General features: G+C 52.0%; 24 protein-coding genes and 1 pseudogene. 15 read left to right on the forward strand and 10 right to left on the reverse strand.

The genetic code is table 11. The annotated features are described in order from the left end of the window. Positions 1 to 65 precede the first annotated feature (65 nt). The 6 genes from OGX89_RS21985 to xthA all read right to left on the reverse strand — a co-directional run bounded on the left by OGX89_RS21985 (position 66) and on the right by xthA (position 5801). Complete coding sequence (locus OGX89_RS21985; RefSeq protein WP_126956093.1) at positions 66 to 698, reverse strand: ATP-binding cassette domain-containing protein; 633 nt, start codon at positions 696 to 698, stop codon at positions 66 to 68. Then, complete coding sequence (locus tag OGX89_RS21990; protein ID WP_063941484.1) at positions 698 to 2233, reverse strand: ABC transporter permease family protein; 1536 nt, start codon at positions 2231 to 2233, stop codon at positions 698 to 700. Before OGX89_RS21990 ends, OGX89_RS21985 begins: the two co-directional genes overlap by 1 nt. After that, positions 2206 to 3375, reverse strand: a complete 1170-nt coding sequence (locus tag OGX89_RS21995) for an ABC transporter substrate-binding protein (RefSeq protein WP_003832516.1) — start codon at positions 3373 to 3375, stop codon at positions 2206 to 2208. Before OGX89_RS21995 ends, OGX89_RS21990 begins: the two co-directional genes overlap by 28 nt. Before the next feature lie 32 nt (positions 3376 to 3407). Beyond that, positions 3408 to 4118, reverse strand: coding sequence for a TVP38/TMEM64 family protein (locus OGX89_RS22000; protein WP_126956095.1), 711 nt, complete (start codon positions 4116 to 4118; stop codon positions 3408 to 3410). Further along, a complete protein-coding gene (locus OGX89_RS22005; RefSeq protein ID WP_170974252.1) occupies positions 4115 to 4771 on the reverse strand; it encodes a TVP38/TMEM64 family protein in 657 nt (218 codons plus the stop codon). The genes OGX89_RS22000 and OGX89_RS22005 overlap by 4 nt, the downstream gene beginning before the upstream one ends. A 223-nt stretch (positions 4772 to 4994) precedes the next feature. Then, complete coding sequence (gene xthA / locus OGX89_RS22010) at positions 4995 to 5801, reverse strand: exodeoxyribonuclease III (RefSeq protein ID WP_003030642.1); 807 nt, start codon at positions 5799 to 5801, stop codon at positions 4995 to 4997. Positions 5802 to 6245: 444 nt separating this feature from the next. On the opposite strand from xthA, the gene astC reads away from it, so the two are divergent. The 7 genes from astC (at position 6246) to ves (ending at position 14034) form a co-directional block, all read left to right on the forward strand. Then, on the forward strand, positions 6246 to 7466 hold the full coding sequence (astC, locus tag OGX89_RS22015) for a succinylornithine/acetylornithine transaminase (protein ID WP_048214345.1): 1221 nt from the start codon (positions 6246 to 6248) through the stop codon (positions 7464 to 7466). Then, positions 7463 to 8497 (forward strand): arginine N-succinyltransferase, encoded by a 1035-nt coding sequence (gene astA, locus OGX89_RS22020; RefSeq protein ID WP_003832529.1) that lies wholly within the window; start codon positions 7463 to 7465, stop codon positions 8495 to 8497. Before astC ends, astA begins: the two co-directional genes overlap by 4 nt. After that, entirely contained in the window at positions 8494 to 9972 is a 1479-nt protein-coding gene (gene astD / locus OGX89_RS22025) for a succinylglutamate-semialdehyde dehydrogenase (RefSeq protein ID WP_126956097.1), read from the forward strand. The genes astA and astD overlap by 4 nt, the downstream gene beginning before the upstream one ends. Further along, the gene (gene astB, locus OGX89_RS22030) at positions 9969 to 11312 is read left to right on the forward strand and encodes an N-succinylarginine dihydrolase (RefSeq protein ID WP_003832532.1); all 1344 of its coding nucleotides are present in this window, start codon (positions 9969 to 9971) and stop codon (positions 11310 to 11312) included. The genes astD and astB overlap by 4 nt, the downstream gene beginning before the upstream one ends. Next, a complete protein-coding gene (gene astE, locus OGX89_RS22035) occupies positions 11305 to 12270 on the forward strand; it encodes a succinylglutamate desuccinylase (RefSeq protein WP_126956099.1) in 966 nt (321 codons plus the stop codon). The genes astB and astE overlap by 8 nt, the downstream gene beginning before the upstream one ends. A 349-nt stretch (positions 12271 to 12619) precedes the next feature. After that, positions 12620 to 13105, forward strand: a complete 486-nt coding sequence (gene spy, locus OGX89_RS22040) for an ATP-independent periplasmic protein-refolding chaperone Spy (protein WP_003832537.1) — start codon at positions 12620 to 12622, stop codon at positions 13103 to 13105. Between the two features lie 353 nt (positions 13106 to 13458). Further along, positions 13459 to 14034, forward strand: coding sequence for an environmental stress-induced protein Ves (ves, locus tag OGX89_RS22045; RefSeq protein WP_126956336.1), 576 nt, complete (start codon positions 13459 to 13461; stop codon positions 14032 to 14034). Here ves and cho read toward each other — a convergent pair. Together cho and nadE are read right to left on the reverse strand one after the other, a co-directional pair. Next, positions 13994 to 14881: an excinuclease Cho gene (gene cho / locus OGX89_RS22050; RefSeq protein WP_126956101.1), complete on the reverse strand. Its 888-nt coding sequence runs from the start codon at positions 14879 to 14881 to the stop codon at positions 13994 to 13996. The two genes, ves and cho, sit on opposite strands and share 41 nt — an antisense overlap. Positions 14882 to 15012: 131 nt before the next feature. Continuing rightward, complete coding sequence (nadE, locus tag OGX89_RS22055) at positions 15013 to 15843, reverse strand: NAD(+) synthase (RefSeq protein WP_003832544.1); 831 nt, start codon at positions 15841 to 15843, stop codon at positions 15013 to 15015. Positions 15844 to 16053: 210 nt separating this feature from the next. On the opposite strand from nadE, the gene osmE reads away from it, so the two are divergent. The 7 genes from osmE to chbG all read left to right on the forward strand — a co-directional run bounded on the left by osmE (position 16054) and on the right by chbG (position 21966). Continuing rightward, positions 16054 to 16395 (forward strand): osmotically-inducible lipoprotein OsmE, encoded by a 342-nt coding sequence (osmE, locus tag OGX89_RS22060; protein ID WP_003030621.1) that lies wholly within the window; start codon positions 16054 to 16056, stop codon positions 16393 to 16395. A gap of 298 nt (positions 16396 to 16693) precedes the next feature. Further along, positions 16694 to 17014: a PTS N,N'-diacetylchitobiose transporter subunit IIB gene (gene chbB / locus OGX89_RS22065; RefSeq protein WP_003832547.1), complete on the forward strand. Its 321-nt coding sequence runs from the start codon at positions 16694 to 16696 to the stop codon at positions 17012 to 17014. Between the two features lie 87 nt (positions 17015 to 17101). Then, positions 17102 to 18460 (forward strand): PTS N,N'-diacetylchitobiose transporter subunit IIC, encoded by a 1359-nt coding sequence (chbC, locus tag OGX89_RS22070; protein ID WP_003030619.1) that lies wholly within the window; start codon positions 17102 to 17104, stop codon positions 18458 to 18460. Positions 18461 to 18514: 54 nt separating this feature from the next. Continuing rightward, a complete protein-coding gene (gene chbA, locus OGX89_RS22075; protein ID WP_003832549.1) occupies positions 18515 to 18862 on the forward strand; it encodes a PTS N,N'-diacetylchitobiose transporter subunit IIA in 348 nt (115 codons plus the stop codon). Between the two features lie 10 nt (positions 18863 to 18872). Then, the gene (chbR, locus tag OGX89_RS22080) at positions 18873 to 19715 is read left to right on the forward strand and encodes a transcriptional regulator ChbR (protein WP_085951046.1); all 843 of its coding nucleotides are present in this window, start codon (positions 18873 to 18875) and stop codon (positions 19713 to 19715) included. A 124-nt stretch (positions 19716 to 19839) separates the two neighbouring features. Further along, positions 19840 to 21195 (forward strand): 6-phospho-beta-glucosidase, encoded by a 1356-nt coding sequence (locus tag OGX89_RS22085; RefSeq protein ID WP_032943151.1) that lies wholly within the window; start codon positions 19840 to 19842, stop codon positions 21193 to 21195. 12 nt (positions 21196 to 21207) lie between these two features. Continuing rightward, positions 21208 to 21966 (forward strand): chitin disaccharide deacetylase, encoded by a 759-nt coding sequence (gene chbG, locus OGX89_RS22090; protein WP_003832554.1) that lies wholly within the window; start codon positions 21208 to 21210, stop codon positions 21964 to 21966. A 36-nt stretch (positions 21967 to 22002) separates the two neighbouring features. Here chbG and katE read toward each other — a convergent pair. After that, positions 22003 to 24253, reverse strand: a pseudogene (katE, locus tag OGX89_RS22095) (catalase HPII). A 192-nt stretch (positions 24254 to 24445) separates the two neighbouring features. Between katE and cedA the strand changes: the two are divergent. Continuing rightward, entirely contained in the window at positions 24446 to 24709 is a 264-nt protein-coding gene (gene cedA, locus OGX89_RS22100) for a cell division activator CedA (protein WP_072025560.1), read from the forward strand. A 66-nt stretch (positions 24710 to 24775) separates the two neighbouring features. Here cedA and tcyP read toward each other — a convergent pair whose 3' ends face one another. Then, positions 24776 to 26167, reverse strand: a complete 1392-nt coding sequence (tcyP, locus tag OGX89_RS22105; RefSeq protein ID WP_003832558.1) for a cystine/sulfocysteine:cation symporter — start codon at positions 26165 to 26167, stop codon at positions 24776 to 24778. Positions 26168 to 26300: the final 133 nt, after the last annotated feature.

A 26300-nucleotide genomic window follows, 5' to 3' on the forward strand; every position in this document is an offset into this window, starting at 1 on the left:
AGAAGACGACATTCTGTGCCGCCAGTTACGTAAAAACCTTGCGTTAACGCAGCATATCGACACATTCACGCCCAGTTTTCCATCTGAAATACGCGGCCTGCAGGCGGCACGTCCTGCGCGTCATGGGTCACCTGTACCACCGGGATCCCCAGCTTACGCACCTCGGTGAAGACCCATTGGCGAAAGTTATCGCGTAGCGACGCATCCAGCCTGCTAAAGGGTTCATCGAGTAACAGTGCCTGGGGCTGCGCCAGTAGTGCACGGAGCAGGGCGACACGCGAGCGTTGTCCGCCGGAGAGTGACGCCGGATCGCGCGAATAAAAACCTGCCAGGTCAGCGCGTGCGAGAGCGCATTCAATCTCATGGCGTCTGGCGGGACCTTGCAGGCTGGCGGGTAAGGCCAGCAGTAAATTCTGCCCAACGCTGAAATGGTCAAACAGCAGCGCATCCTGGAACAAAATACCAATCTGGCGCTGCGCGGTAGGTAACGTATCGATGCGTCGTTCATTAAGCCACAGTTCGCCTGAGGCCTGAAACTGGGGAGGCAACGCCCCGATCATCCATGAAAACAGCGAAGATTTCCCGCTGCCGGAAGGTCCCATAATTGTGACGATGTCACTTTTGTTAACCTGAAAATTAACGTCTTTCACCAGCGCTTTCACGCCCTGGTACAACGAAACGCCTCGTACGGTAAGCATTAGCGGAGTCCTTGTCGAAAGCGGCCGATCCACGCGGCGAGAAAGGCTGCAAGTGCGAAAACGAGCAGTGGTAAAAGCAGCTGCCACAACGCTTGTGTTGCCAGAATCGCACTGCTACCGCCGCTGCTTAATGCCACCGCTTCGGTGGTGAACGTGGGATAGCGTCCGGCACCTAGCCACAGCGTTGGCATATACTGGGCGATACTAACTGAGAAGCCAACCGCGAAGGCAATCAATGCCGGGCGCGCCAGCTGCGGGCATTTCACCAGCCAGAATATCCGCCCCCGCGTCCAGCCCAGGGTTTGCGCAATCAAAATTAATCGTGGGTCAATGCGCTGCCAAGCCGGTTTAAGCACAAATAGCATCCAGGGCATCACCCACAGCAGGTGGCCCCAGATAATGGTCGTCATCAGTCCATCTTGTTCGGCATCTAACGCCAGCAGATATTGTCCGGTTACCAGTGGTAGCGCAGGCAAAATCAGCGGTAGCCAGACCCAGCGGTGTCCGGTTTGTGGACCCCATTCTAGCCAGGCAAAAAGTATCAGTAGCGCCAGCACGCTGGAAAGGAGCCCCAGTTGCAGGCTATTGTTGAGCGCCTCGTTGTTTAGCGAGGAATAGCTGGCGATAAGCGCCAGTACCAGCGCGCATACCACACCGCTGACGGGCAAAATCTGTACCAGCGGGCGTGCGATTGTCATAGATGAAAAATGCTGGCGTTCACCGTTTACTGCCGGAATAGTATGTCGCCAGGCACGCCAGAGCAGATAACCCACCAGCGCGATAACAAGGAGCAACAGCACCAGTAACAGACTGGCAAGTGCGCCTTTCGCCTGCTGTTCGACGTCGCCCTGACTGAGCCACTGCCAGCTCAATACGGCAAGCGTTGGCGGATTGCCGGGGCCAAGAACGATTGCCACATCAACAACGGAGAGTGACCAGGCAACAATCGCCAGCATAGCTTTACCTAATGCCGGGCCGATAGCGGGCAGAACCAGCCAGTTCAGGCATTGCAGTCGGCTGTAACCCAGCGAATCCAATACGATAACCTGCTGAGAAAGTTGTTTCTCACTCAGTAGGGCCGAGAGAATCCATAACAAAAAAGCGCTCTCTTTCACCGCCAGCGTTACGCCAAGTCCAATGCCGTAGCGGTCCGGCTGTGGGCTGAGGAACGGGAGCCATTGCCAAAGTATGCCGCCTTCAGCAAAAACCAACAGCACGCTGGTGGCGAAGGCAACGTGCGGAATTGCCAGCAGCCAAGGAAGACGCGTATACAGACGTACCCAGCCTGCGCCGGGCCACAAGGCGAGGATCGCCAGCAGCGCGATGATCAGCGCGCCCCCAGCCGCGAGGCCGACGGAAACCAGCGTTGCCAGTAACGCCTGCGGGAGTTGAGGATCGGCAAAGAGCGCCAGCCAGTGTGTGGTACTAAGCGCCGGTGTTATCAGAGACCATGCCGCTGGCGCCAACGGCAGATAAACTGCCGCCATGATGGCCCAGAGTAGCAGAATTAATGCGTACCGTAGCGGCGTAACCATTCTTGTTCCAGAGCGTTTACCCAGGCTGCATGCGGTTCTGGCAACACGGCAGGGAGCCCCTGTGGGATCCGCGCCAGCAGCGCATCACGCTGTTCGTCAGGCAATTTTTGTGGATCAAGCACCGAAGGATCTCCCCAGACAGCCGGGTCAGCTTTGCGCAGTTGTGCTTCAGGAGAAAGCAGGAAGTTTGCCACGACTTTTGCTCCGGCACTGGCGTGGGCATTCGCCGGAATGGCAACAAAGTGCACGTTGCCGAGCATGCCCTGTGAGAAACCAAAACTGTAACTGCTTTTAGGCAATTCGCCGCTCGCCACTTTTTGCTGCGCGTGGGCCGGGTTAAAGGTCAATGATAAACGCAGGGTACCGCTATTGAGCAGTGCATCCATTCGTGCTGGCGTGGGCGGAAAATCTTTGCCTTCACGCCAAAGTACAGGATGCAAAGTATCAAGATACTGCCACAATGGCGCGGTAACTTCGGCGAATGTCGCTGTATCTGGCGCAACTTTCAATGCCTGTGGTTTGGTGGTGAGCGAAATTAGCAACTGCTCAAGAAAAGCCGTTCCAGTAAAGTCGGGCGGGCGTGGATAGGTCACCGTGCCAGGGTGCGCCTGCGCGAATTTAAACAGTGCCTGCGGAGATTGTGGCGGCTGCGCGGTAAGATCGCGCCGGGCAATAAAAGTGAGTTGGGCACCGCCCCACGGTGATTCAGCCCCCTCTGTTTGAACGGAGAAATCTTCGGTCACCGGTTTTTGTGTATCAACATAGCGCCAGTTAGGCAGCGTTTGCGCCCACTGGGTTTGCAGTAGCCCGGCTTCTTTTAGCGTACGGAAGTTTTCGCCGTTAACCCACAGTAAATCGACAGAGCCGCCGGTTTTTCGCCCGGATGCCGCTTCCGTCTGGATGCGTTTTACGGCATCGGCAGCGTCTGCCAGGCGCACGATTTTCAGGTTAATGTCGTAGTGCGTTTTCATCTCGCCGCTAACCCAGTCGAGATACTGGTTAACTGCATTGTCGCCACCCCAGGCGTTGAACCACACCGTTTGACCACGGGCGTCATTTTTGATTTGTTGCCAGCTGGCGTCCTGGGCAAACGTCGCCAGCGGGCAGAGCAACAAACTCAGACACAATAAGCAGTAACGCATAATATCTCCATGGTTAAAAATGGGGGAAGGTCTCAGCTTTTTTTCCGTTGGCGCTCAAGATAAAGGCTTCTCGCCACCGATATCACCACGCTTAGGGCAAACAGGACAAACAGACCCGTCACAAACCAAAATGTGCCGCCGGTTAACAGGCTTCCCGCCCATGAGTAGACGATAGTGGCGGGTAACTGTCCGATGCCGGTGGCGATGAAAAAATGGCGAAAACGAATTGAGGTCAGGCCTGCCGCGTAGCTTACCGGGTCGAACGGCACAAAAGGTAACAGGCGGCAGACCAGAATAGTGTGCTTACCATAGCGCTCGAAAAAAGCGTCCATATTGTTCAGCACCGTTTTTCCGGTCAGCTTTTCTACCGCACCGCGACCTAAAATGCGGGCAATAAAAAAGCACAGCGCCGCACCTGCCATTGCGCTGCTCCAGGATAGTACGCCGCCCCAAAATGCGCCAAACAGCGAGGCATTGGCAAACGTGATCACAAACGCAGGAAGCGGTGCAACGATGGCCTGTAAGATCATCAGGAAGAACGACACCACCGCCGCCTGGGTTCCATAAGAACGAATAAAGTTTTCCAGAGCATGCTGATCGAGTGTGGTAAATGCTGCCAGGCCGCCGTGGAGAAAATCACTCACGCCAGGTATCCATGCCCATGCCATTAGCCCGAGCAGTAGCAGAGCAATCAAACCCACCCGGTAATAGCGAGCCAGCCGCGCTTTATTCCGTTTTATCATTTACCTGTACACTCATGGTTGGCTGACGGATCGATATGCTTATATCGGGCCCAGGCTTTGGCTGCCTGAACGAGGGCGAATAACGCCAGCCCTGCCACGCTGAGCTTACCGATGAATACCAGGGTAATGCCTTCGCTGGCGAGTTCATGCGACATCAGCGTATAGATAAAGATGCCGGGTAAGGTGGTAAGTGCCGATATTACGGTAAATGACCAGAACGGAATGGCCGTCAGCCCATAGGCGTAATTTTGAATATTATAGGGGAACAGCGGCACGAGCCGGGTCAGGATCAGAAAGTCTACTCCGCTATGGGCAATGCCTTTTTCGATAGCCTGAAACGTCGCCGTGTGCCCAACGTATTTCAGTAGTAGATCCCGTCCAAGCCAGCGAGCCAGCAAAAACGACAGCGCTGAGGCCACGGTTGCAGCCACTAACGAGATAAGCGTCCCAGCCACGGGGCCAAACAGCACACCGCCGACGATCACCAGGATGCTGCCTGGAATCAGACACAGCGCAGCAACAATAAAAAGCAGGATATAAAGCGTATAGCCGAACATACCGCTTTGGCGGATGACGTCTTGTAAATGATGGAAATTGGTTATCAGGTCGGTCAGACCATAATGATGGAAAACTCCCGCCAGAACGCAGAACAGGACCGCGACAATCAGCAGCCGGTATTCTGCTTTATGCGAACTTCTTTTTCATGGGGGTTCTCCTGTAAAACCGAGTGCAATGGAGCATTTTCATCAGCGAAAAGCGCGCGCGAAGATATAATAAATTCCCGGCCGTAACAATGTATTACCGTCACTTTATTGATTTTGCACAGAATAAACAGACTCTCCAGACCGGGCCTGGAGAGTAAAAAGATGCAGAAGGTCAGACGCGGAATTTAGCCCATACAGGCGCATGGTCGGACGGTTTTTCCATGCTGCGAATTTCATAGTCGATGCCGGTTTCTTCGCAGCGTTCCGCCAATGGGTTGCTCGCCAGCAGCAGATCGATACGCAGGCCACGGTTATCGTCAAAGCCTTTTGAGCGATAGTCGAACCACGAGAACTGGTCATTCTTTTCAGGATTTGCGTGACGGTAAGTATCCACCAGACCCCAGCCCAGCAGGCGTTCCATCCACTCACGCTCCTCCGGCAGGAAGGAACATTTACCGGTACGCAGCCAGCGTTTACGGTTTTCTTCGCCAATGCCGATATCGAGATCGGTTGGGCTAATATTCATATCGCCCATGATCAATACCGGATTGTCGCGCTTCAGTTCAGTCTCCAGATAGTTTTGCAGGTTCTGATAAAACGCGGCTTTGGCCGGGAATTTGGTTTCATGGTCACGGCTTTCGCCCTGCGGGAAATAGCCGTTGATCACCGTGATGCTGCCCAGAGGGGACGGAATTTCTGCCATGATGATACGACGCTGCGCTTCTTCGTCATCGCCCGGGAAGCCACGACGTACCGCAATTGGTGTTTCTTTCGTTAACAACGCCACGCCGTAATGACCTTTCTGGCCGTGATAAAAGACGTTGTAACCGAGCTTTGCTACCTCTTCGAGAGGGAACATATCGTCGTGGACTTTTGTCTCCTGTAAGCCAATAACATCCGGTTGGTGTTTTTCGACAATGGCTGCCAGTTGATGGGGACGGGCACGCAGGCCGTTGATATTAAAAGAGACAAATTTCATAGTCGCTGCCACTTTGCAAGATGAATAGTGCAAGGATGGTAGCAGAATTTCTGCAGGCTGACTGCTTCTTGTCACCTGATTCCAACAATGATTGCTAATGGTGTTAACGATGGAGCAAAAACTGCACCGTTTTGGCGCGAAGCGCGTCGGAATGGAGCAATAATTTCCGAAAAATTTCGTATACGATCACAATTCCAGAATTATATTTGGCGACTGAATAAAACTGCGTTTTTTCCTCTGTTTAGTCGCCTGATGCGCAAACATATTCACTTTATATGCACATGCAGTGAATATCGCCACGTTGTAACCTGTTGATATTCCGTCATCGACCTCCGTTTATGCACTTTTTTCGCTGGCTGGCACGAACCCTGCAATCTACATTTACACCGCAAACACTATATTTATTAACATATAAATAACCTTTTATTTACCGTTGAGGTCGCTATGTCTCTGTCAATTACGCGTGAAAATTTTGATGAATGGATGATGCCCGTATATGCTCCGGCCCCTTTTATTCCGGTGCGGGGTGAAGGTTCACGTCTGTGGGATCAACAGGGTAAAGAGTATATCGATTTCGCGGGAGGCATTGCGGTTAATGCGCTGGGTCACGCCCACCCGGCATTGCGCGAGGCATTAAACGACCAGGCGAGCAAATTCTGGCATACGGGAAATGGCTACACCAACGAGCCGGTACTGCGTCTGGCGAAAAAGCTGATTGACGCCACCTTCGCCGAGCGCATTTTCTTCTGTAACTCCGGCGCAGAAGCCAACGAAGCGGCACTAAAACTGGCGCGTAAATATGCCCACGATCGTTTTGGCAGCCAGAAGAGCGGGATTGTAGCGTTTAAAAATGCTTTCCATGGCCGCACGCTGTTTACCGTCAGCGCCGGAGGACAACCTGCCTACTCACAGGATTTCGCGCCGCTGCCGCCGGATATCCGTCATGCCGTATACAACGATCTCGATTCTGCCAGCCAACTCATTGATGACACTACTTGTGCGGTTATCGTGGAGCCTGTGCAGGGTGAAGGCGGTGTGGTACCGGCAACAAAAGCCTTTTTGCAGGGGCTACGTGAGTTATGCGATCGCCATAATGCGCTGCTGATTTTTGATGAAGTTCAGACCGGCGTTGGCCGTACCGGGGAGCTGTATGCCTATATGCACTACGGCGTGACGCCGGATCTGCTGACGACAGCAAAAGCGCTGGGCGGTGGTTTCCCCATCGGCGCACTGCTGGCGACAGAGCGTTGCGCCAGTGTGATGACGGTTGGTACACATGGTACAACGTACGGCGGAAACCCGCTGGCGACGGCGGTGGCAGGTAAATTGCTGGAAATTGTGAATACACCAGAAGTGCTCAACGGAGTAAAACAGCGCCACGACTGGTTTGTGGAGCGTATAAACGCCATTAACGAACGTTTTGGACTGTTTAGTGAAATTCGTGGACTCGGACTGCTGATCGGCTGCGTGCTGAACGCGGAATTTGCCGGGAAAGCGAAACTCATCTCGCAAGAAGCGGCTGTTGCCGGGGTGATGGTACTGATCGCTGGCGCTAACGTGGTGCGTTTTGCGCCAGCGCTCAACGTCAGCGAAGAAGAAGTCGCCACCGGACTGGATCGCTTTGCGCTGGCCTGCGAACGCATTAAAGCAGGGGGTTCATCATGATGGTGATTCGTCCCATTGAACGCGCGGATATCACCGCGTTGATGCAGCTTGCCAGTAAGACCGGCGGCGGGTTGACCTCGCTACCGGCGAATGAAGCTACGCTGATGGCGCGTATCGAACGTTCACTCCAAACCTGGCGCGGTGAGTTGCCAAAAAGTGAGCAGGGATATGTGTTTGTGCTTGAAGACAGTACCAGCGGAACCGTGGCCGGGATTTGCGCCATTGAGGTGGCGGTAGGGCTTAACGATCCCTGGTACAACTACCGGGTTGGTACCCTGGTCCACGCCTCGAAAGAGCTGAATGTCTATAACGCGCTGCCGACGTTGTTTCTGAGTAACGATCACACAGGTAGCAGCGAGCTTTGTACTCTGTTTCTCGATCCGGACTGGCGAAAAGAAGGCAACGGCTATTTGCTGTCAAAATCGCGCTTTATGTTTATGGCGGCCTTTCGCGACCGATTTAATGAGAAAGTCGTGGCCGAAATGCGCGGCGTGATTGATGAGCACGGTTACTCGCCGTTCTGGCAAAGCCTCGGTAAACGCTTTTTCTCAATGGAGTTCAGCCGGGCGGATTTTCTCTGCGGGACAGGACAGAAAGCCTTTATTGCTGAACTGATGCCCAAGCATCCTATTTATACCCATTTTCTGTCTGATGAAGCGCAAGGCGTGATTGGTCAGGTGCATCCGCAAACTGCCCCGGCGCGGGCGGTGCTGGAGAAAGAAGGATTTCGCTACCGCAACTATGTCGATATTTTCGACGGCGGGCCAACGCTGGAATGCGATATTGACCGGGTTCGGGCTATTCGTAAAAGCAGGCTGGTGGAAGTGGCGGAAGGTCAGCCAGCAACCGGCGAATATCCGGCCTGTCTGGTTGCCAATGAAAACTATCAAAACTTCCGCGTCATGCTGGTTCGCGCAGACCCGGATACCCAACGTCTGGTGCTGACGGCGGCGCAACTGGACGCCCTGAAATGCCACGCTGGCGACCATGTACGTTTTGTACGTCTTTGTGCAGAGGAGAAAACAGCATGACACTATGGATAAACGGTGACTGGGTGACGGGGCTGGGCGAGCGTCGGGTGAAAACCAACCCGGTAAGCGGTGATGTGCTGTGGCACGGTAATGATGCAGATGCAGCGCAGGTGACGCAAGCGTGCCAGGCCGCACGCGCAGCCTTTGCCGGTTGGGCTAAACAGCCTTTCAGCGCACGCCAGACTATTGTTGAAAAGTTTGCTTTATTGCTGGAAAGCAATAAAGCCGAGCTAACTCAGATTATCGCCAAGGAAACCGGAAAACCTCATTGGGAAGCCGCGACTGAACTGACGGCGATGATCAATAAAATCGCCATCTCCGTCAAAGCTTATCACGCTCGTACCGGTGAGCAGCACAGCGAACTACCGGATGGCGCGGCAACGTTGCGCCATCGCCCACACGGCGTGCTGGCGGTTTTTGGTCCGTATAACTTCCCCGGTCATTTACCCAATGGTCATATTGTTCCGGCATTGCTGGCAGGCAATACGTTGATTTTCAAACCCAGCGAGTTGACGCCGTGGACCGGTGAAGCAGTTACAAAACTGTGGGAGCAGGCGGGGTTGCCGCCGGGCGTGCTGAATCTGGTGCAGGGCGGACGTGAAACGGGGCAGGCGCTGAGTGCGCTGGAAGACCTCGATGGCCTGCTGTTTACCGGCAGTGCGAATACCGGTTATCAGCTGCATAAGCAGTTATCCGGCCAGCCGGAAAAAATCCTTGCCCTGGAGATGGGGGGCAACAACCCGCTGATTATTGAGAATCCGGAAGATATTGATGCCGCAGTGCATCTGACCATTCAGTCCGCATTTGTCACCGCCGGACAGCGCTGTACCTGTGCCCGCCGCCTGCTCGTAAAAAAAGGCGCGCAGGGTGATGCGTTCCTGACGCGTCTGGTGGAGGTTAGTCAGCGTTTAATGCCCGGCAACTGGGATGCACAACCGCAGCCATTTATGGGTGGACTAATTTCCGAACAAGCAGCGCAACACGTCTATGATGCCTGGCAGCGTCTGGCGTCGTTGGGCGGCCGTACGCTGTTAGCGCCACGTCTGGTAAATGCCGGAACGTCACTGCTGACCCCTGGAATCATCGAACTGACCGGGGCGGGGAACGTACCTGATGAAGAGGTTTTCGGTCCGCTGCTCGGCGTCTGGCGTTATGACAGCTTTGATGATGCGATTCGTATGGCGAACAACACTCGCTTTGGATTGTCGTGTGGGTTAGTTTCGCCCGATCGCGGCCAGTTCGAACAGCTACTGTTGGAGGCGCGGGCAGGGATCGTCAACTGGAATAAGCCGTTAACCGGCGCTGCGAGTACCGCACCGTTTGGCGGTGTAGGCGCTTCCGGGAACCATCGCGCCAGCGCGTGGTATGCCGCAGATTATTGCGCCTGGCCGATGGCAAGTCTGGAATCCCCGGCCTTAACGCTGCCAACGGCGCTTAGCCCCGGACTGGATTTTTCTCGCGAGGATAAGCTATGAAAGCCCGTGAGGTAAATTTTGATGGTCTGGTGGGACTGACTCACCACTATGCTGGATTGTCATTTGGTAATGAGGCCTCAACCAAACATCGATTTCAGGTGTCGAACCCGCGTCTGGCGGCAAAGCAAGGTCTGCTAAAGATGAAAGCACTGGCGGATGCAGGATTTCCTCAGGCGGTGATCCCGCCCCACGAGCGGCCTTATATTCCGGTTCTGCGTCAGTTGGGTTTTAGCGGCAGTGACGAACAGGTGCTGGATAAAGTGTCGCGTCAGGCGCCTCACTGGCTCTCCAGTGCCAGCTCCGCATCGCCTATGTGGGTAGCGAATGCGGCGACGGTTTGCCCTTCGGCAGACTCGCTGGACGGGAAAGTGCATCTGACGGTGGCGAATCTGAATAATAAGTTCCACCGTTCACTGGAAGCGCCTACTACCGAAGCATTGTTACGGGCGATTTTCCGTGATGAGAATAGCTTTGCGGTCCACGGTGCGTTACCCCAGGTTGCGCTATTTGGCGATGAAGGGGCGGCAAACCATAACCGCCTGGGTGGAGATTACGGTGACCCCGGCGTACAGCTGTTTGTTTACGGTCGTGAAGAAGGCAATGCATCCCAACCGAAGCGCTATCCGGCAAGGCAATCCCGTGAGGCCAGCGAGGCGGTCGCGCGACTGAATCAGGTCAACCCACATCAGCGCATTTTTGCTCAGCAAAACCCGGACGTTATCGATCTTGGTGTGTTCCATAACGATGTGATTGCGGTGTCGAATCGCCAGGTGCTGTTTTGTCATCAGCAGGCGTTTGTCAGACAGCAGGCATTGTTAGAGCAGTTGCGCAGCCAGGTGGCAGGTTTTACCCCGCTGGAAGTCCCGACAGCGGAAGTGTCGGTGCAGGATGCCGTGACCACTTATCTGTTTAACAGTCAGTTGCTGAGTCGTAGTGACGGTTCGATGATGCTGGTCCTGCCGCAGGAGTGTCGGGAGCATGCTGGCGTGTGGCGGTATTTGAACCGGCTTCTCGAGGAAGACAATCCGATCGATGACCTGCGGGTATTCGATCTGCGTGAAAGTATGTCCAACGGCGGTGGTCCGGCATGCTTGCGCCTGAGAGTGGTGCTCACTCCGCAGGAACAGCAGGCGGTGAATCCGGCGGTTATCATGAACGACACGCTGTTTAACACGTTGAATAACTGGGTTGACCGTTACTATCGCGATCGTCTTACCGCTGCCGACCTTGCCGACCCACAACTGTTGCGCGAGGGGCGTGAAGCGCTGGATACGCTGACGCAATTGCTCAACCTCGGCTCAGTGTATCCTTTCCAGCAGGAGGGGATGCGCCATGGATAACTTTCTGGCGATCACGCTCGCAGGCGCCACTCCAGAGAAAACGCAAGGAACCACTCATGGTTTTGACTGGCAGTGGATCGGTCACGGAATTCTGGAACTGACGCCGCTTGCACCCGTTGAACATTCTCTGGTGCTGTCTGCGGGGATCCATGGCAATGAAACCGCGCCGGTAGAGATACTCGATTCATTGCTTTCCAGGCTGTTTAGCGGCGAGCTGACACTGACATGGCGGCTGCTGGTGATTCTGGGAAACCCGCAGGCGCTGGCTGCGGGAAAACGATATTGTCATAGCGACCTGAATCGTATGTTTGGCGGTCGGTGGCAGATTTTTACCGCAAGTGAAGAAACGCACCGAGCCCATGGGCTTGAGCTGTGTCTGGAAGATTTTTATTCGCGCGCAAAGGAGCCTGTGCGCTGGCATCTGGATCTGCACACCGCGATTCGCGGTTCACAGCATCTGCGCTTTGGCGTATTGCCACAACGCAACGTTGCCTGGGACGAGGATTTCCTTGAATGGCTGGGAGACGCGGGACTGGAAGCGCTGGTTTTCCATCAGACGCCTGGCGGCACGTTCACCCATTTTAGCGGGGAACATTTTGGTGCGTTGGCCTGTACGTTGGAACTGGGTAAAGCGCTGCCGTTTGGACAAAACGATCTCACCCAGTTTGCACAAACGGCAGACGCACTGGAGAAACTGCTGCGGGGTGAACGGGTGTCGACGAGAGAAATATCCCCGCTGCGTTATCGCGTGGTGTCGCAAATCACGCGTCGTAGCAATGATTTCATTCTCCACATCGATAACCAGACGCTAAACTTTACCCCCTTTAAAGAAGGCACCTTGCTGGCGCAGGACGGAGATGAACGTTTTATCGTCACCCATGATGTTGAATACGTTCTCTTTCCCAACCCTAACGTGGCCTGTGGTTTACGTGCCGGATTGATGCTCGAAAAGTTGTGATCAATATATTCGCCCTGCAGGATTATCCTTTAGGGCTTATTTTTGCGTGCTGTTTTTATTTATTACGGATTATTCCTGGTGAATTGCTTTCTTAATAAACAGGGTTCAGGTATAGTTCTTCATAATCCGTTCAAAATCATCCTGTTGTAATTTTTTATTGCAACTCTCCGCAATTTATTCTTTTTTTCTTCATAATTGATGAAAGTTTGTTTTTTACACTTTCACTGTTTTACCGTTGCTCTGATTAATTGACGCTTAAGCCGGTAAAGTTAATCTCGTCAACACGACATCACATTGCATAAGAGTCGCATGAGTGTCGTAAAAATAACTGAAAGAAAGGATAGAAATTATGCGTAAACTGACTGCTCTGTTTGTTGCCTCTACTCTGGCGCTGGGTGCTGCGAACCTGGCTCATGCTGCTGACACTACAACAGCTGCACCAGCGGATGCTAAACCGATGATGCATCACAACGGCAAATTTGCCCCGCATCACGACATGATGTTTAAAGACCTGAACCTGACTGACGCACAGAAACAGCAGATCCGCGAAATCATGAAAGGCCAGCGCGATCAGATGAAACGTCCGCCGCTGGAAGAACGCCGTGCAATGCACGACATCATCGCCAGCGATAGCTTCGATAAAGCGAAAGCCGAAGCGCAGATTGCGAAGATGGAAGAACAGCGCAAAGCCAACATGCTGGCGCATATGGAAACTCAGAACAAAATTTACAACATTCTGACCCCGGAACAGAAAAAGCAGTTTAATGCCAATTTTGAGAAGCGTCTGACAGAACGTGCAGCGCAGAAAGGTAAAATGCCGGAAGCTGCCGAGTAATCGATCAGCGTCTACACTAAATCATTCACACTGTGTCGCGCTGATTGCCGCACAGTGTGAAACCAAACTCAAGACCGCCGCTCTTGTCCACAACACGTATAACGATGTGGGCAGGATCGGCGGTTTTTTCATTTCTGCCTATTGCACCGGACGCACGACACGCTATTCTCCTGAAGCCCGCGAAAATTCTACCTGGATCAGCGCGTTATTCTTTTTTGCAAAATGCCGGGTTCATCGCTAAGGCAAATCAACTCTGCTGCCGATAACAATAATCTGCAGGGTGAACATAATAATGATGATTTATGGCTGTCTGTTTACGGCAGGCTGCCATGCTGCTCCTTTCTGGAGGGATGATGGAATACTTTGATATCCGCAAAATGCCGATTAACCTCTGGCGGAATGGTGCGGGAGAAACGCGTGAGATTTGCTGTTTTCCACCAGCAACACGAGATTTTCACTGGCGGGCGAGTATCGCCTCCATTGCAGCAAACGGTGAGTTTTCTCTTTTTCCCGGCGTAGAACGTGTGATTACTCTGCTGGAAGGTGGAGAAGTGACCCTGGAAGAAACGAACATCTTTACGCATACCCTGAAACAGCATCAGCCTTTTACCTTTGCCGGTGACAAGGTGGTAAAAGCAAAGCTGACGGAAGGGCAGATGTCGATGGATTTTAATATCATGACCCGACGAGATGTTTGCCAGGCAAAAGTCAGAGTGGCCGATCGCACCTTTACGACCTTTGGTTCACGCGGCGGCGTGGTGTTTGTTATCAGTGGTGCATGGCAACTGGGCGATAAACTGCTGACGGCCGACCAGGGTGCGAGCTGGCATGACGGCAAACACACATTACGACTGCTGGAACGCGAGGGAAAATTGCTGTTCAGCGAGATTAACTGGATGCCGGGGCATTCTCCGGATGCAGTTCAATAATGTCATATTGACCAGACAGAACAGGCCGGCAGAGAATTTTGTAGCCATCATGGTCAAACCCTGCTGGCATACGCGCCAGGGTAGTCGCTTCATCCAGCGTTGAAACAGCTCCCAGCCACAGCCAGTTGTTGATGATATGGTACTGTGTCATTTCAGCGCCGGTTTCCTGCAGTGCAATGGCATTGCTCCATGGCCAGCAAATCACTCTCACTCTTTCCAGCGCCGCTAACAGACGCAAATGATGCGCTTCATGACTCTCTTTCCCGCAGCACGCTCCGGCGCAGCGTTTAAGCGCGGAGCGAAAACAGGCGCGCCCGCGACTCAGGGGTTCCAGCCCCAACAGGCCGTAGCACAGCTGTTGTTCATCCGCGAGGCTTTGCAACGCTTGTAGCGCTGCGCGACGATTGGCAAACAGGCCAAACAGATTGGGTGCATTGGAGAAATCAATATCTCGTGCGTAGACAACCTGAACAGTTCGGTCGGTAAGCTGCAAGGCGCAAAGCTGACGATTGCGCCGCAGTCGTTTGTTAAACAACGGCTGTTGTTCTTTGATCAACCGCGCTTCCAGCAGCAGGGCACCAATTTCTCCCGCCGTACAAATCCAGCTAATGCGTTTGGTCTGACGCAGCATTGCCGCTTCGTCCGCGGTACGCAGGTGTGCCAGCACGCGGCTGCGAATATTGACACTTTTACCAATGTAGAGCGGCATAGTGTCGCTTTCACTGTGAAACAGATAGACGCCTGGTGCGGTGGGAAGCGCACTCAAAAATGGACGCAGGTGTTCAGGATATTCATAGATTGCCGCTGCCTCAAATGTCAGGCGTGGGGCTGATTGACGCCGTACCACTTCTCACTCCGGATGCTGGTTATTCATCCAGTATAGCAGTTTGAAACCGATTAAAAAAGCGGCATCAGACCTGGAGGAGGGGCCGGACAGCGGTGATCCCAGTGCTATCCGGCAATATGCGACTAAAAGAATTACGCTTTTTTCCAGAAGTCATCAAACACCGTAATCGGTGTGCGACGTTTGTGCTCGGTCTTCAGATACCAGCCTTCAATTTTTTTCGCGACGTCGGCAGCCAGCGTTTTTCCTTCCAGGTAATCGTCGATGTTGTCATAGGTGACGCCTAATGCGGCTTCATCCGGCAGAGAAGGGCGATCGTCTTCGAGGTCGGCGGTTGGCGCTTTCTTATATAAATGCTCCGGGCAACCCAGCGCGGCAAGCAACTGCTTACCCTGACGCTTGTTCAGACGGAAAATAGGGTTAATGTCAGTACCGCCATCGCCGTATTTGGTGAAAAATCCGGTGATGGCTTCTGCTGCATGATCGGTACCCACGACAACACCGCTGGTCATTCCGGCGATACTGTACTGGGCCTTCATACGTTCACGGGCTTTTTCATTGCCACGGACAAAATCGCTCAGTTCAATACCCGCTTCACGCAGGGCCTGTTCACTGGCCAGTACCGCACCCTTAATATTTACTGTGAGCACTCGGTCAGGTTGGATAAAGGCGATGGCATCCTGGCAGTCCTGTTCATCAGCCTGAACGCCATACGGCAGACGTACGGCAATAAACTGCAACGCGTCATTCCCCGTTTCTTCGCGAAGCTCGGAAATAGCCATCTGGCAAAGTTTTCCCGCGAGCGTTGAGTCCTGTCCGCCGCTTATCCCTAATACCAGTGATTTCAGAAAAGGGTACGTTTGCAGGTAGGATTTCAAGAAATCCACGCTGCGGCGAATTTCCTCTTCTGCATTAATTTGCGGTTTTGCGCCAAGCGCCTGGATTATCTCTTGCTGCAGAGTCATTTAACCCCCTCCGAAAAATGAAATGATCAAAAAAATGATGTGTTAAAGCTAACGCGTTGGGACCCAAACGACAAGGGATGCAGGCCTGATCTAACATCATTTTGTTTTAATAGAATTTTCCGAAACGACCTAAGTATCATCTGATTGCTTGAAAAATGTGTTGTTGTGCTCCAGGCTTATATAACACGCTGAAATACAAGAGGACGGAATATGAACAAGAACCTAACAGGAATTCTGAGTGCAGCGGCTGTTTTGACTATGCTGGCAGGGTGTACGGCCTACGATCGTACTAAAGACCAATTTGTTCAGCCCGTGGTGAAAGATGTGAAGAAAGGGATGAGCCGGGCGCAGGTGGCGCAGATTGCCGGTAAACCTTCTTCTGAAGTCAGCATGATTCATGCGCGAGGGACATGCCAGACCTACATCCTGGGTCAACGAGATGGTAAAGCTGAAACCTATTTTGTTGCTTTAGACGACACCGGACATGTGATTAACTCCGGTTACCAGACCTGCGCAGAGTACGACACTGACCCGCAGGCGGCGAAGAAGTAACAACTGCTTATTGCCTGAGCATTCAGAAGAACCGGCCATTGTGCCGGTTTTTTTGTGCCGAACGATCTTATTTATTGCCGCGAATTATTTACCCGAAATGTGAGGGGGGTCATAACGACAGGTCAAGGAGAGACAATTTAGTTGGTCAAGGAAATACCATCCACCGGTGCAATCCCGTATACTCATTTCAGCCACCTAAAAAAGTAATTTAGCTGACGCAAGTTACCCAGAGCATGGATGCAGGTTATGGCTTGCGGAGTGTCTGGTTGACAGATAATCGCACATGAGGATCGTTTTAATGGAAAAGAAACACATTTATCTGTTTTGTTCTGCGGGCATGTCGACTTCATTGTTGGTTTCGAAGATGCGTGCTCAGGCCGAAAAATACGAAGTACCGGTTATTATTGAAGCATTTCCTGAAACGCTGGCCGGAGAAAAAGGTCCTGTCGCCGATGTCGTGTTATTAGGTCCACAAATTGCTTATATGTTGCCCGAAATTCAGCGTTTGTTACCCAACAAGCCTGTGGAAGTGATTGACTCGCTGCTGTATGGCAAAGTCGATGGTTTAGGCGTGCTTAAGGCTGCTGTTGCAGCAATTAAAAAAGCCGCAGCAAATTAATTATTTTATTTTAATTTTTCCCGTCAAAGAGTTATTTCATTAACATTCACCGCAATTATTAATTGCGGTATTTAAGGGTATTTTTCTATGAGTAACGCTATTGCTTCACTTGAAAAGGTACTCCTTCCTTTTGCTGTAAAAATTGGAAAGCAGCCACACGTTAATGCAATCAAGAACGGTTTTATTCGTTTAATGCCGTTAACCCTCGCAGGGGCCATGTTTGTATTAATCAATAACGTTTTCCTGAGCTTTGGGGAGGGGTCGTTTTTTTATTCAATGGGCATTCGACTTGATGCTTCAACTATTGAAACTTTGAATAGCTTGAAAGGCATTGGTGGAAACGTCTATAACGGTACGTTGGGTATCATGTCATTGATGGCACCGTTCTTTATCGGCATGGCGCTGGCAGAAGAACGTAAAGTCGACTCACTGGCAGCCGGGTTATTATCCGTCGCCGCGTTTATGACCGTAACGCCTTATAGCGTGGGTGAAGCCTATGCCGTTGGCGCAAACTGGCTCGGCGGTGCCAATATTATTTCCGGTATTATTATCGGCCTTGCGGTCGCGGAAATGTTCACCTTTGTGGTTCGTCGCAATTGGGTCATTAAATTACCTGATAGCGTACCGACATCCGTATCGCGCTCTTTCTCTGCGCTGATTCCTGGCTTCCTTATCCTCTCCATTATGGGGATCATCGCCTGGGCATTGAACACCTGGGGTACGAACTTCCACCAGATCATTATGGATTCCATTTCAACTCCGCTGGCGTCGTTGGGTAGCGTGGTGGGCTGGGCCTACGTGATTTTTGTTCCGCTGCTGTGGTTCTTCGGTATTCACGGTTCACTGGCGCTGACTGCGCTGGACAGCGGTATCATGACGCCATGGGCGCTGGAAAACATCTCTATCTACCAACAGTTTGGTTCCGTAGATGCCGCGCTGGAAGCCGGTAAGACGTTCCACGTCTGGGCGAAGCCGATGCTCGACTCCTATATTTTCCTTGGGGGTAGTGGGGCAACGCTGGGTCTGATTATCGCTATCTTCCTGGCATCGCGTCGTCCTGACTATCGTCAGGTTGCTAAGCTGGCACTGCCATCAGGTCTGTTCCAGATTAACGAACCTATCCTGTTCGGTCTGCCGATCATCATGAACCCGGTGATGTTTATCCCGTTCATTCTGGTGCAACCGATTCTGGCGGCGATTACGCTGGCAGCTTACTACTCAGGCATTATTCCACCGATTACCAACATTGCACCGTGGACTATGCCAACCGGTTTGGGCGCGTTCTTTAACACCAACGGTAGCGTCGCTGCTCTGCTGGTCGCGCTGTTCAACCTCGGTATCGCAACGCTGGTTTACCTGCCGTTCGTGGTGGTAGCCAACAAAGCGCAGAACGTTATTGACCAAGAAGAAAGCGAAGAAGATATCGCTAACGCATTAAAATTCTAAATTTAATCCGGCATGGCTTTACGGTCATGCCGGACTGAACCAGAGGAAAAAAGTATGTTGGATATCGAGAACATCGTCGACACGCAGTCAGAAGCAGAAGAACTTGAAGAAGTGGTGATGGGCCTCATCATCAACTCCGGTCAGGCGCGTAGCCTGGCGTACGGCGCACTCAAAATGGCCAAGCAGGGTGATTTCGAGTCAGCTAAGACCATGATGGACCAGTCTCGTCTGGCGCTGAACGAAGCGCACCTCGTGCAAACGAAATTGATTGAAGGCGATCAGGGCGAAGGTAAAATGAAAGTTAGCCTGGTGCTGGTCCACGCACAGGACCACCTGATGACATCAATGCTGGCGCGTGAGCTGGTGACTGAACTGATTGAGCTTCACGAAAAGTTGAAATAGCGAGGAGTGCATAATGCAGCTACAGATTAACGCACCGGAAATCAAAACCGTTTATGAACAGCAGCTGTTTAATGGCAAAAATTTCCATGTGTTCATCTATAACAAAACTGAGAGCATCAGCGGGCTGCATCAGCATGACTACTATGAATTTACCCTGGTTTTAACCGGGCGCTATTATCAGGAAATCAACGGTAAACGCGTCCTGCTCGAACGTGGAGACTTTGTCTTTATCCCGTTGGGATCGCACCACCAGAGTTTTTATGATTTTGGTGCGACAAGGATCCTTAACGTCGGCATCAGTAAACGTTTTTTTGAACAGCACTATCACCCGCTGCTGCCATTTTGTTTCGTTGCATCGCAGGTCTACCGGGCAAATAACTCGTTTCTTACCTACATTGAAACGGTTATTGCATCACTGAACTTTCGTGAGAGCGGGCTGGATGAATTTGTAGAAGTGGTCACCTTCTATATTATAAATCGGTTACGCCATCATCGTGAAGAGCAGGTGCTGGATGATATTCCGCAGTGGCTTAAAACCACCGTCGAGACCATGCACGACAAACGGCAGTTTAGCGAGAATGCGCTGGAAAATATGGTACACCTGTCCGCGAAATCCCAGGAGTATCTGACCCGCGCTACCCAGCGTTATTACAGCAAAACGCCGATGCAGATTATTAATGAAATCCGCATTAACTTTGCTAAAAAACAGCTGGAAATGACGAACTATTCTGTAACGGATATTGCTTACGAGTCTGGCTACAGTAGTCCAAGCCTGTTTATTAAAACGTTTAAAAAGCTGACGTCGTTTACACCGAATAGCTACCGTAAGAAATTAACTGAATTTAATCAGTAGATATTATTTGCCAATAACCCATTTTTTATAGCTTGCCCAAAATAGCGTCGGGACAGCCACGCTATACCTGACAAACGGGTTGAGCATAATACACGTCAGTGTTTTTACACTGAAGGGAGAAAGTATGAGCCAGAAATTAAAAGTCGTCACTATCGGTGGCGGGAGCAGCTACACCCCTGAATTACTTGAAGGCTTTATTAAGCGTTATCATGAATTACCGGTTTCTGAGTTGTGGCTGGTTGATGTCGACGGTGGAAAAGAGAAGCTGGACATTATTTTTGACCTTTGCCAGCGCATGATCGACAAAGCCGGCGTACCGATGAAGTTGTTTAAAACGCTGGACCGTCGTGAAGCACTGAAAGATGCTGATTTCGTTACCACCCAACTGCGCGTAGGGCAGCTGAAAGCCCGTGAAAAGGATGAACGCATTCCGCTGAGCCACGGTTATCTGGGACAGGAAACCAACGGTGCGGGTGGGCTGTTCAAAGGTCTGCGTACCATTCCAGTTATCTTTGATATTATTAAAGATGTGGAAGAACTGTGCCCGAATGCCTGGGTGATTAACTTTACTAACCCGGCAGGGATGGTGACTGAAGCGGTCTATCGCCACACGAATTTCAAGAAATTCATCGGTGTGTGTAATATTCCTGTCGGCATGAAAATGTTCATTAGCGATGTGCTGGCGTTGAAAGAGAGTGATGACTTATCCATCGATCTGTTCGGTCTGAACCACATGGTCTTTATTAAAGATGTGCTGGTGAACGGTACATCGCGCTTTGATGAACTGCTGGACGGCGTGGCTTCTGGACAACTGAAAGCTTCCACCGTGAAGAACATTTTCGACCTGCCGTTCAGCGAAGGGTTGATTCGTTCGCTGAAGCTGCTGCCGTGCTCGTATTTGCTGTACTACTTCAAGCCAAAAGAGATGCTGGCGATCGAAATGGGCGAGTACTATAAGGGCGGCGCACGTGCCCAGGTAGTACAAAAAGTAGAAAAACAATTGTTTGACCTCTACAAAAATCCTGAGTTAAACGTTAAGCCGAAAGAGCTGGAGCAGCGCGGTGGTGCGTATTACTCCGATGCGGCCTGTGAAGTGATCAACGCCATCTACAACGACAAACAGACCGAGCACTACGTCAACATTCCACATCATGGACACGTTGATAACATTCCTGCGGACTGGGCGGTTGAGATGACCTGCACGCTGGGACGTAACGGTGCTACGCCGCACCCGCGTATTACCCATTTTGATGAGAAAGTGCTTGGCCTTATCTACACCATTAAAGGCTTTGAGGTTGCGGCGAGCAATGCGGCATTGAGCGGCGAGCTGAATGATGTGCTGCTGGCGTTAAACCTGAGTCCGCTGGTTCATTCTGACAGCGATGCCGAGATTCTGGCGCGTGAGCTAATCCTGGCGCATGAAAAATGGTTGCCAAACTTCGCCGGGTGCATTGAGAAACTCAAAAGCGAACAACACTAACTGAGGTCGGCTATGGAACGCGTACTGATTGTGAATGCGGATGATTTTGGCCTGAGTAAAGGACAAAACTACGGCATTGTTGAAGCCTGTCGTAATGGCGTTGTCACCTCGACAACGGCATTGGTTAACGGTGCGGCGATTGACCATGCGGTACAGCTGAGTCGCGACATACCTGCACTCGCCGTCGGAATGCATTTTGTTCTGACGCTGGGTAGGCCGTTGACGGCAATGCCGGGCCTTACCCGTGACGGATTACTGGGGAAATGGATCTGGCAGATGGCAGAGGAGGATACTTTGCCGCTGGATGAAATTTCTCTGGAACTGGCCGCGCAGTATCAGCGTTTTATTGACCTGTTCGGGCGGGAGCCGACGCATCTGGATAGCCATCACCATGTGCATATGTTCCCGCAAATTTTCCCTATCGTAGCCGGGTTTGCTGCCCAGAAGGGGATTGCATTGCGTATCGATCGTCAGACCGTGTTTCAGGCGTCTGATTTTCCGGAAACGTTACGTACCTCCCAGGGATTCAGCAGCGAGTTTTACGGCGAAGCGATTTCCGAGGCTCTGTTTTTACAGACGCTGGATGCGTCAGTCGACCGGGGAGAGTCTTCGCTGGAAGTGATGTGTCATCCGGCCTTTATCGATGACATTATTCGTCAAAGTGCCTACTGTTACCCCCGCTTAACTGAGCTCGACGTGCTGACGTCTTCGTCACTGAAATATGCAATTGCGGAGCGCGGTTATCGTCTTGGCAGTTTTCTGAACGTGTAATTCCTGAGTTTGCGGCGCTTAATGCGCCGCATTTTTTTAGGCGGGAATCGTTTCTATTTTTCCGGCACGTGACCAGACGCGGTGTGCGGTCATCAGCGTCAACAGGGTATCCATAAACTGTGCGTCTGCACTGTCCGCTTCCACCACACCTTCTTCTCCTTCATTTTTGATATTCAACGTTGCTTTAAACTGACGAGCATCGCCGGCCAGGGCGATAGGTTTTAAGTGCTTATACGCTTCGAGTAAATAATATCGGGCATCACCGTTCTTAATGATGTCCGCGAGATTACCGCATGGAACGATAACCGCATCGACTGTCAGGGATGGCGAACCCGCAAAAGTACCGGCGATCGTCAGGGCAGATCCATCATCGGCAACTACCTTACCCATTCGGGAATAGAGCAATTTGGCATGAACGCCTTTGGCCTGTAGGGCTTGCATGATGGCGAGCAGGTCGCTCGATTTCACCTGGTCATTAAGTAGGATGGCGACCACGCGGCCCTTAATCTCACCTTGCGCACCTGCATATAAACTGAGTGACGGTGCATTTTTCAAACCGTTAACGTTGGGCGGTGGCGCAATGCTGGCCTGTTCCTTGGTTAGCTTAAAACCGAGATTATCGGCAACCGCCTCGGCGAGGGCAGTATCAATATGAGCTAACTGTTCGACCACTCTTTCCCGAATATAGGGGCGCGTAACCTTACTGAGTTCGAAACTGAATCCGCCGATAATATGCTGCTGTTCAATTGGCGTCTGACTTAGCCAGAACAGGCGAGGGTGCGCATAGTATTCGCCAAAAGAGGGGCTACGTTCGCGGATTTTGTTTCCTTCAATCCGTTCCTGATACGACTCAAATCCGCCGCGTTTTGGCCCCGGCGGCGTTTCACGCGGCCAGTTATCATTGATGGAATTCGGTTCATAGTTGGCTGGATTGGTATCGATGTCCATTCGATGCATGCCGTCACGCTGGAAATTATGGTACGGACAGGTCGGGCGATTAATCGGGATTTCATGGAAATTGGGCCCGCCCAGGCGACTGATTTGGGTATCGGTATAGGAGAACAAGCGACCCTGCAGCAGGGGATCGTTAGTAAAATCGATGCCAGGGACGATATGTCCGGGATGAAAAGCGACTTGTTCATTTTCGGCGAAGAAATTATCAGGATTGCGGTTCAGCACCATTTTACCGACGCGTTGCACCGGAACCAGCTCTTCCGGGATCAGCTTGGTCGGGTCGAGCAGGTCAAAATCGAACTTAAATTCATCTTCTTCGGGAATCAGCTGTAGTCCCAGTTCATATTCCGGATAATCGCCCGCTTCGATAGCTTCCCACAGATCGCGGCGATGAAAGTCAGGATCCCGACCGGTAAGTTTTTGCGCTTCATCCCATACCAGCGAGGCTTTGCCTGCCAGCGGTTTCCAGTGGAAACGGACAAAGGTGGCTTTCCCTTGCGCATTAATCAACCGAAATGTGTGAATACCGAAGCCTTCCATCGTGCGATAGCTGCGCGGAATAGCCCGATCGGACATTGCCCATATGACGTTGTGCAACGTTTCAGGCTGTAATGAGACATAATCCCAGAAGGTGTCATGGGCGCTTTGGCCCTGCGGGATAGCCCAATGCGGCTCCGGTTTAACCGCATGGACGAAATTTATGGGCATCCTGAATAAAGAAGATGGGAGTATTGTTTCCCACCAGGTCGAAAATGCCCTCTTCAGTGTAAAACTTGGTCGCAAATCCCCGTATATCCCTGACCGTATCCGCAGAGCCTGCGCCGCCCTGAACGGTAGAGAATCGGACAAAAACCGGGGTGATTTTATTTTCATCACTTAGAAAGTCCGCTTTCGTCGTCGCACTCAGGTTGGCATAGGACTGAAAGTAACCATGAGCGGCAGAACCTCGGGCATGTACAATCCGCTCCGGGATGCGTTCATGATCAAAATGGGTAATCTTTTCCCGCAGGATAAAGTCTTCCAGCAGGGTTGGCCCGCGATTACCTGCGCGCAGAGAGTTTTGATCGTCTGCGATTCGCACACCCTGATTAGTTGTCAGAGCAAAATCTTCGCTTCCTTTACGAAAACTGTCCAGTGCATTGAGTTTGTCACTTTTGATATCTGGCGCTTTTAAACTGCCGGACGTAGTGGGCTGCATACTTGGCGGTGTGGGTTCAGGTGTTGACCGATGTGAACCGTCTGTGGGTGCCAGTGAGTCAAGTCCTGGCTGGGATTCGCTGGCATCATGAATCGGCGCTGAGTGATGGAGTGGATGCTTATCATTCTGTGACATTAAACTCGTCTCCTGGTTTCATTGCTGAAAGGGTCGTTGTTGTTGTCAAAAGCTTTAACTATAGACCACTCACTCAGCGGCGCAGGTACAGGCCGATGACGTAAAGCACGATGAACCAGGCAAACAGCGCACGCAAGGCAGGACGCAAGGCGGCAAAATCGGCTAAGATAGCGGTTTTCTGATTTTTAGAATTTGTCTTTAGTGAAGCAACTGATTATGAAACCTCTTCGCCAACAAAATCGTCCGGTTATCAGCTATGTTCCCCGCGTGGAGCCCGCGCCACCAGAGCATGCGGTTAAAATGGATGCGTTTCGTGACGTATGGATACTGCGCGGAAAATATGTCGCTTTTGTCTTAATGGGGGAGGCGTTTCAACGTTCGCCTGCATTTACGGTCCCGGAATCAGCGCAACGCTGGGCTAATCAGGTTCGCCAGGAAAATGAACTAAGCGATTAATGGATATAAAAAAACCGCCGGAGCATGACACTCCGGCGGTTTTTTGTTTTTTTTTAGCTGACAGACTTAGCGATGCGCCAGTTCGGCGTTATCGTCGCTGTCCAGAATCGTTTTATCAGTTTGCTTGAGCCATTGGCTGGTCAGCGTACCGGCAGTCATGGAACCGCTTACGTTCAGCGCGGTACGACCCATATCGATCAGCGGCTCAACGGAGATCAGCAGCGCAACCAGCGTGACCGGCAGACCCATAGCGGGCAGGACGATCAGCGCGGCAAATGTTGCACCGCCACCGACACCCGCAACCCCTGCGGAGCTCACGGTCACGATACCAACCAGCGTGGCAATCCACATTGGGTCCAGTGGGTTGATACCGACGGTCGGTGCAACCATTACTGCCAGCATTGCCGGGTACAGGCCCGCACAACCGTTCTGACCAATCGTGGCACCAAACGAGGCGGCAAATGAGGCGATGGATTCAGGCACGCCCAGACGACGGGTCTGCGCTTCAACGTTCAGCGGAATTGAGGCTGCGCTGGAGCGGCTGGTGAAGGCGAAAGTCAGCACTGGCCATACCTTGCGGAAGTATTTCAGCGGGCTAACGCCGTTAATACCCAGCAGGATCCCGTGAACCACGAACATAATGCCCAGACCGAGATAAGAGGCCACGACGAAGCTACCCAGCTTGATGATGTCCTGCAGGTTGGAACCTGCAACCACTTTGGTCATCAGCGCCAGAACACCGTACGGCGTCAACTGCATCACCAGACGAACCAGTTTCATCACCCAGCTTTGCAGGGTATCGATAGCGACCAGAACGCGCTCGCCTTTTGGTGCATCATCTTTCAGCAGTTTCAGTGCGGCTACACCGAGGAATGCGGCGAAGATAACCACGCTGATAATCGACGTCGGGTTCGCGCCAGTCAGATCGGCAAACGGGTTTTTCGGAATAAACGACAGCACCAGTTGCGGAACGCTGAGGTCAGCCACTTTGCCAACATAGTTGGTTTCAATCGCGTTCAGACGTGCGGTTTCGGCACCACCTTGCACCAGACCTTCGGCGGTCAGGCCGAACAGGTTGGTCACCAGAACCCCTACCAGCGCGGCAATCAGCGTGGTAAACAGCAGCGTTCCGATGGTCAGGAAGCTGATTTTACCTAACTGAGAGGCGTTATGCAGACGTGCAACGGCGCTGAGAATAGACGCAAATACCAGCGGCATAACAATCATCTGCAGCAGTTGGACATAACCGTTGCCGACAATGTTGAACCACTGTACGGAATCTTTAAGAACCTGGCTGTCGGAGCCATAAATGGTGTGCAGGGCAAGGCCGAACACGACACCCATGACCAGACCGACCAGTACTTTTTTGGCCAGACTCCACTGTTTGTGACGGGCTTGCGCCAGCACGAACAGCAGCACTACGAACACGATAATGTTCGCGATTAATGGAAAGTTCATCCCCGTTCTCCTGATCTTATTATACGTATCACCGTTTAAAGGTGATTCTGTTGGCGCAAGATTAGCAGAACTGTGACTTGCCTCTTATATTCAAATGGAATTGTTTATACCTAAAATGACTTTTTGGCTGATT

The sequence above is a fragment of the Citrobacter sp. Cpo103 genome (assembly GCF_030332605.1).
GTDB classification, from domain to species: Bacteria; Pseudomonadota; Gammaproteobacteria; order Enterobacterales; family Enterobacteriaceae; genus Citrobacter; species Citrobacter portucalensis.

Coding starts and splice junctions, on each gene's coding strand:
- chbA (WP_003832549.1), top strand. CDS start 18,515: ATGTTGGATATCGAGAACATCGTCGACACGCAGTCAGAAGCAGAAGAA.
- ves (WP_126956336.1), top strand. CDS start 13,459: ATGGAATACTTTGATATCCGCAAAATGCCGATTAACCTCTGGCGGAAT.
- chbB (WP_003832547.1), top strand. CDS start 16,694: ATGGAAAAGAAACACATTTATCTGTTTTGTTCTGCGGGCATGTCGACT.
- astE (WP_126956099.1), top strand. CDS start 11,305: ATGGATAACTTTCTGGCGATCACGCTCGCAGGCGCCACTCCAGAGAAA.
- astC (WP_048214345.1), top strand. CDS start 6,246: ATGTCTCTGTCAATTACGCGTGAAAATTTTGATGAATGGATGATGCCC.
- chbC (WP_003030619.1), top strand. CDS start 17,102: ATGAGTAACGCTATTGCTTCACTTGAAAAGGTACTCCTTCCTTTTGCT.
- spy (WP_003832537.1), top strand. CDS start 12,620: ATGCGTAAACTGACTGCTCTGTTTGTTGCCTCTACTCTGGCGCTGGGT.
- nadE (WP_003832544.1), bottom strand. CDS start 15,843: ATGACTCTGCAGCAAGAGATAATCCAGGCGCTTGGCGCAAAACCGCAA.
- tcyP (WP_003832558.1), bottom strand. CDS start 26,167: ATGAACTTTCCATTAATCGCGAACATTATCGTGTTCGTAGTGCTGCTG.
- astB (WP_003832532.1), top strand. CDS start 9,969: ATGAAAGCCCGTGAGGTAAATTTTGATGGTCTGGTGGGACTGACTCAC.
- xthA (WP_003030642.1), bottom strand. CDS start 5,801: ATGAAATTTGTCTCTTTTAATATCAACGGCCTGCGTGCCCGTCCCCAT.
- OGX89_RS21990 (WP_063941484.1), bottom strand. CDS start 2,233: ATGGTTACGCCGCTACGGTACGCATTAATTCTGCTACTCTGGGCCATC.
- OGX89_RS21985 (WP_126956093.1), bottom strand. CDS start 698: ATGCTTACCGTACGAGGCGTTTCGTTGTACCAGGGCGTGAAAGCGCTG.
- astA (WP_003832529.1), top strand. CDS start 7,463: ATGATGGTGATTCGTCCCATTGAACGCGCGGATATCACCGCGTTGATG.
- astD (WP_126956097.1), top strand. CDS start 8,494: ATGACACTATGGATAAACGGTGACTGGGTGACGGGGCTGGGCGAGCGT.
- OGX89_RS22000 (WP_126956095.1), bottom strand. CDS start 4,118: ATGATAAAACGGAATAAAGCGCGGCTGGCTCGCTATTACCGGGTGGGT.
- osmE (WP_003030621.1), top strand. CDS start 16,054: ATGAACAAGAACCTAACAGGAATTCTGAGTGCAGCGGCTGTTTTGACT.
- OGX89_RS22085 (WP_032943151.1), top strand. CDS start 19,840: ATGAGCCAGAAATTAAAAGTCGTCACTATCGGTGGCGGGAGCAGCTAC.
- OGX89_RS21995 (WP_003832516.1), bottom strand. CDS start 3,375: ATGCGTTACTGCTTATTGTGTCTGAGTTTGTTGCTCTGCCCGCTGGCG.
- chbG (WP_003832554.1), top strand. CDS start 21,208: ATGGAACGCGTACTGATTGTGAATGCGGATGATTTTGGCCTGAGTAAA.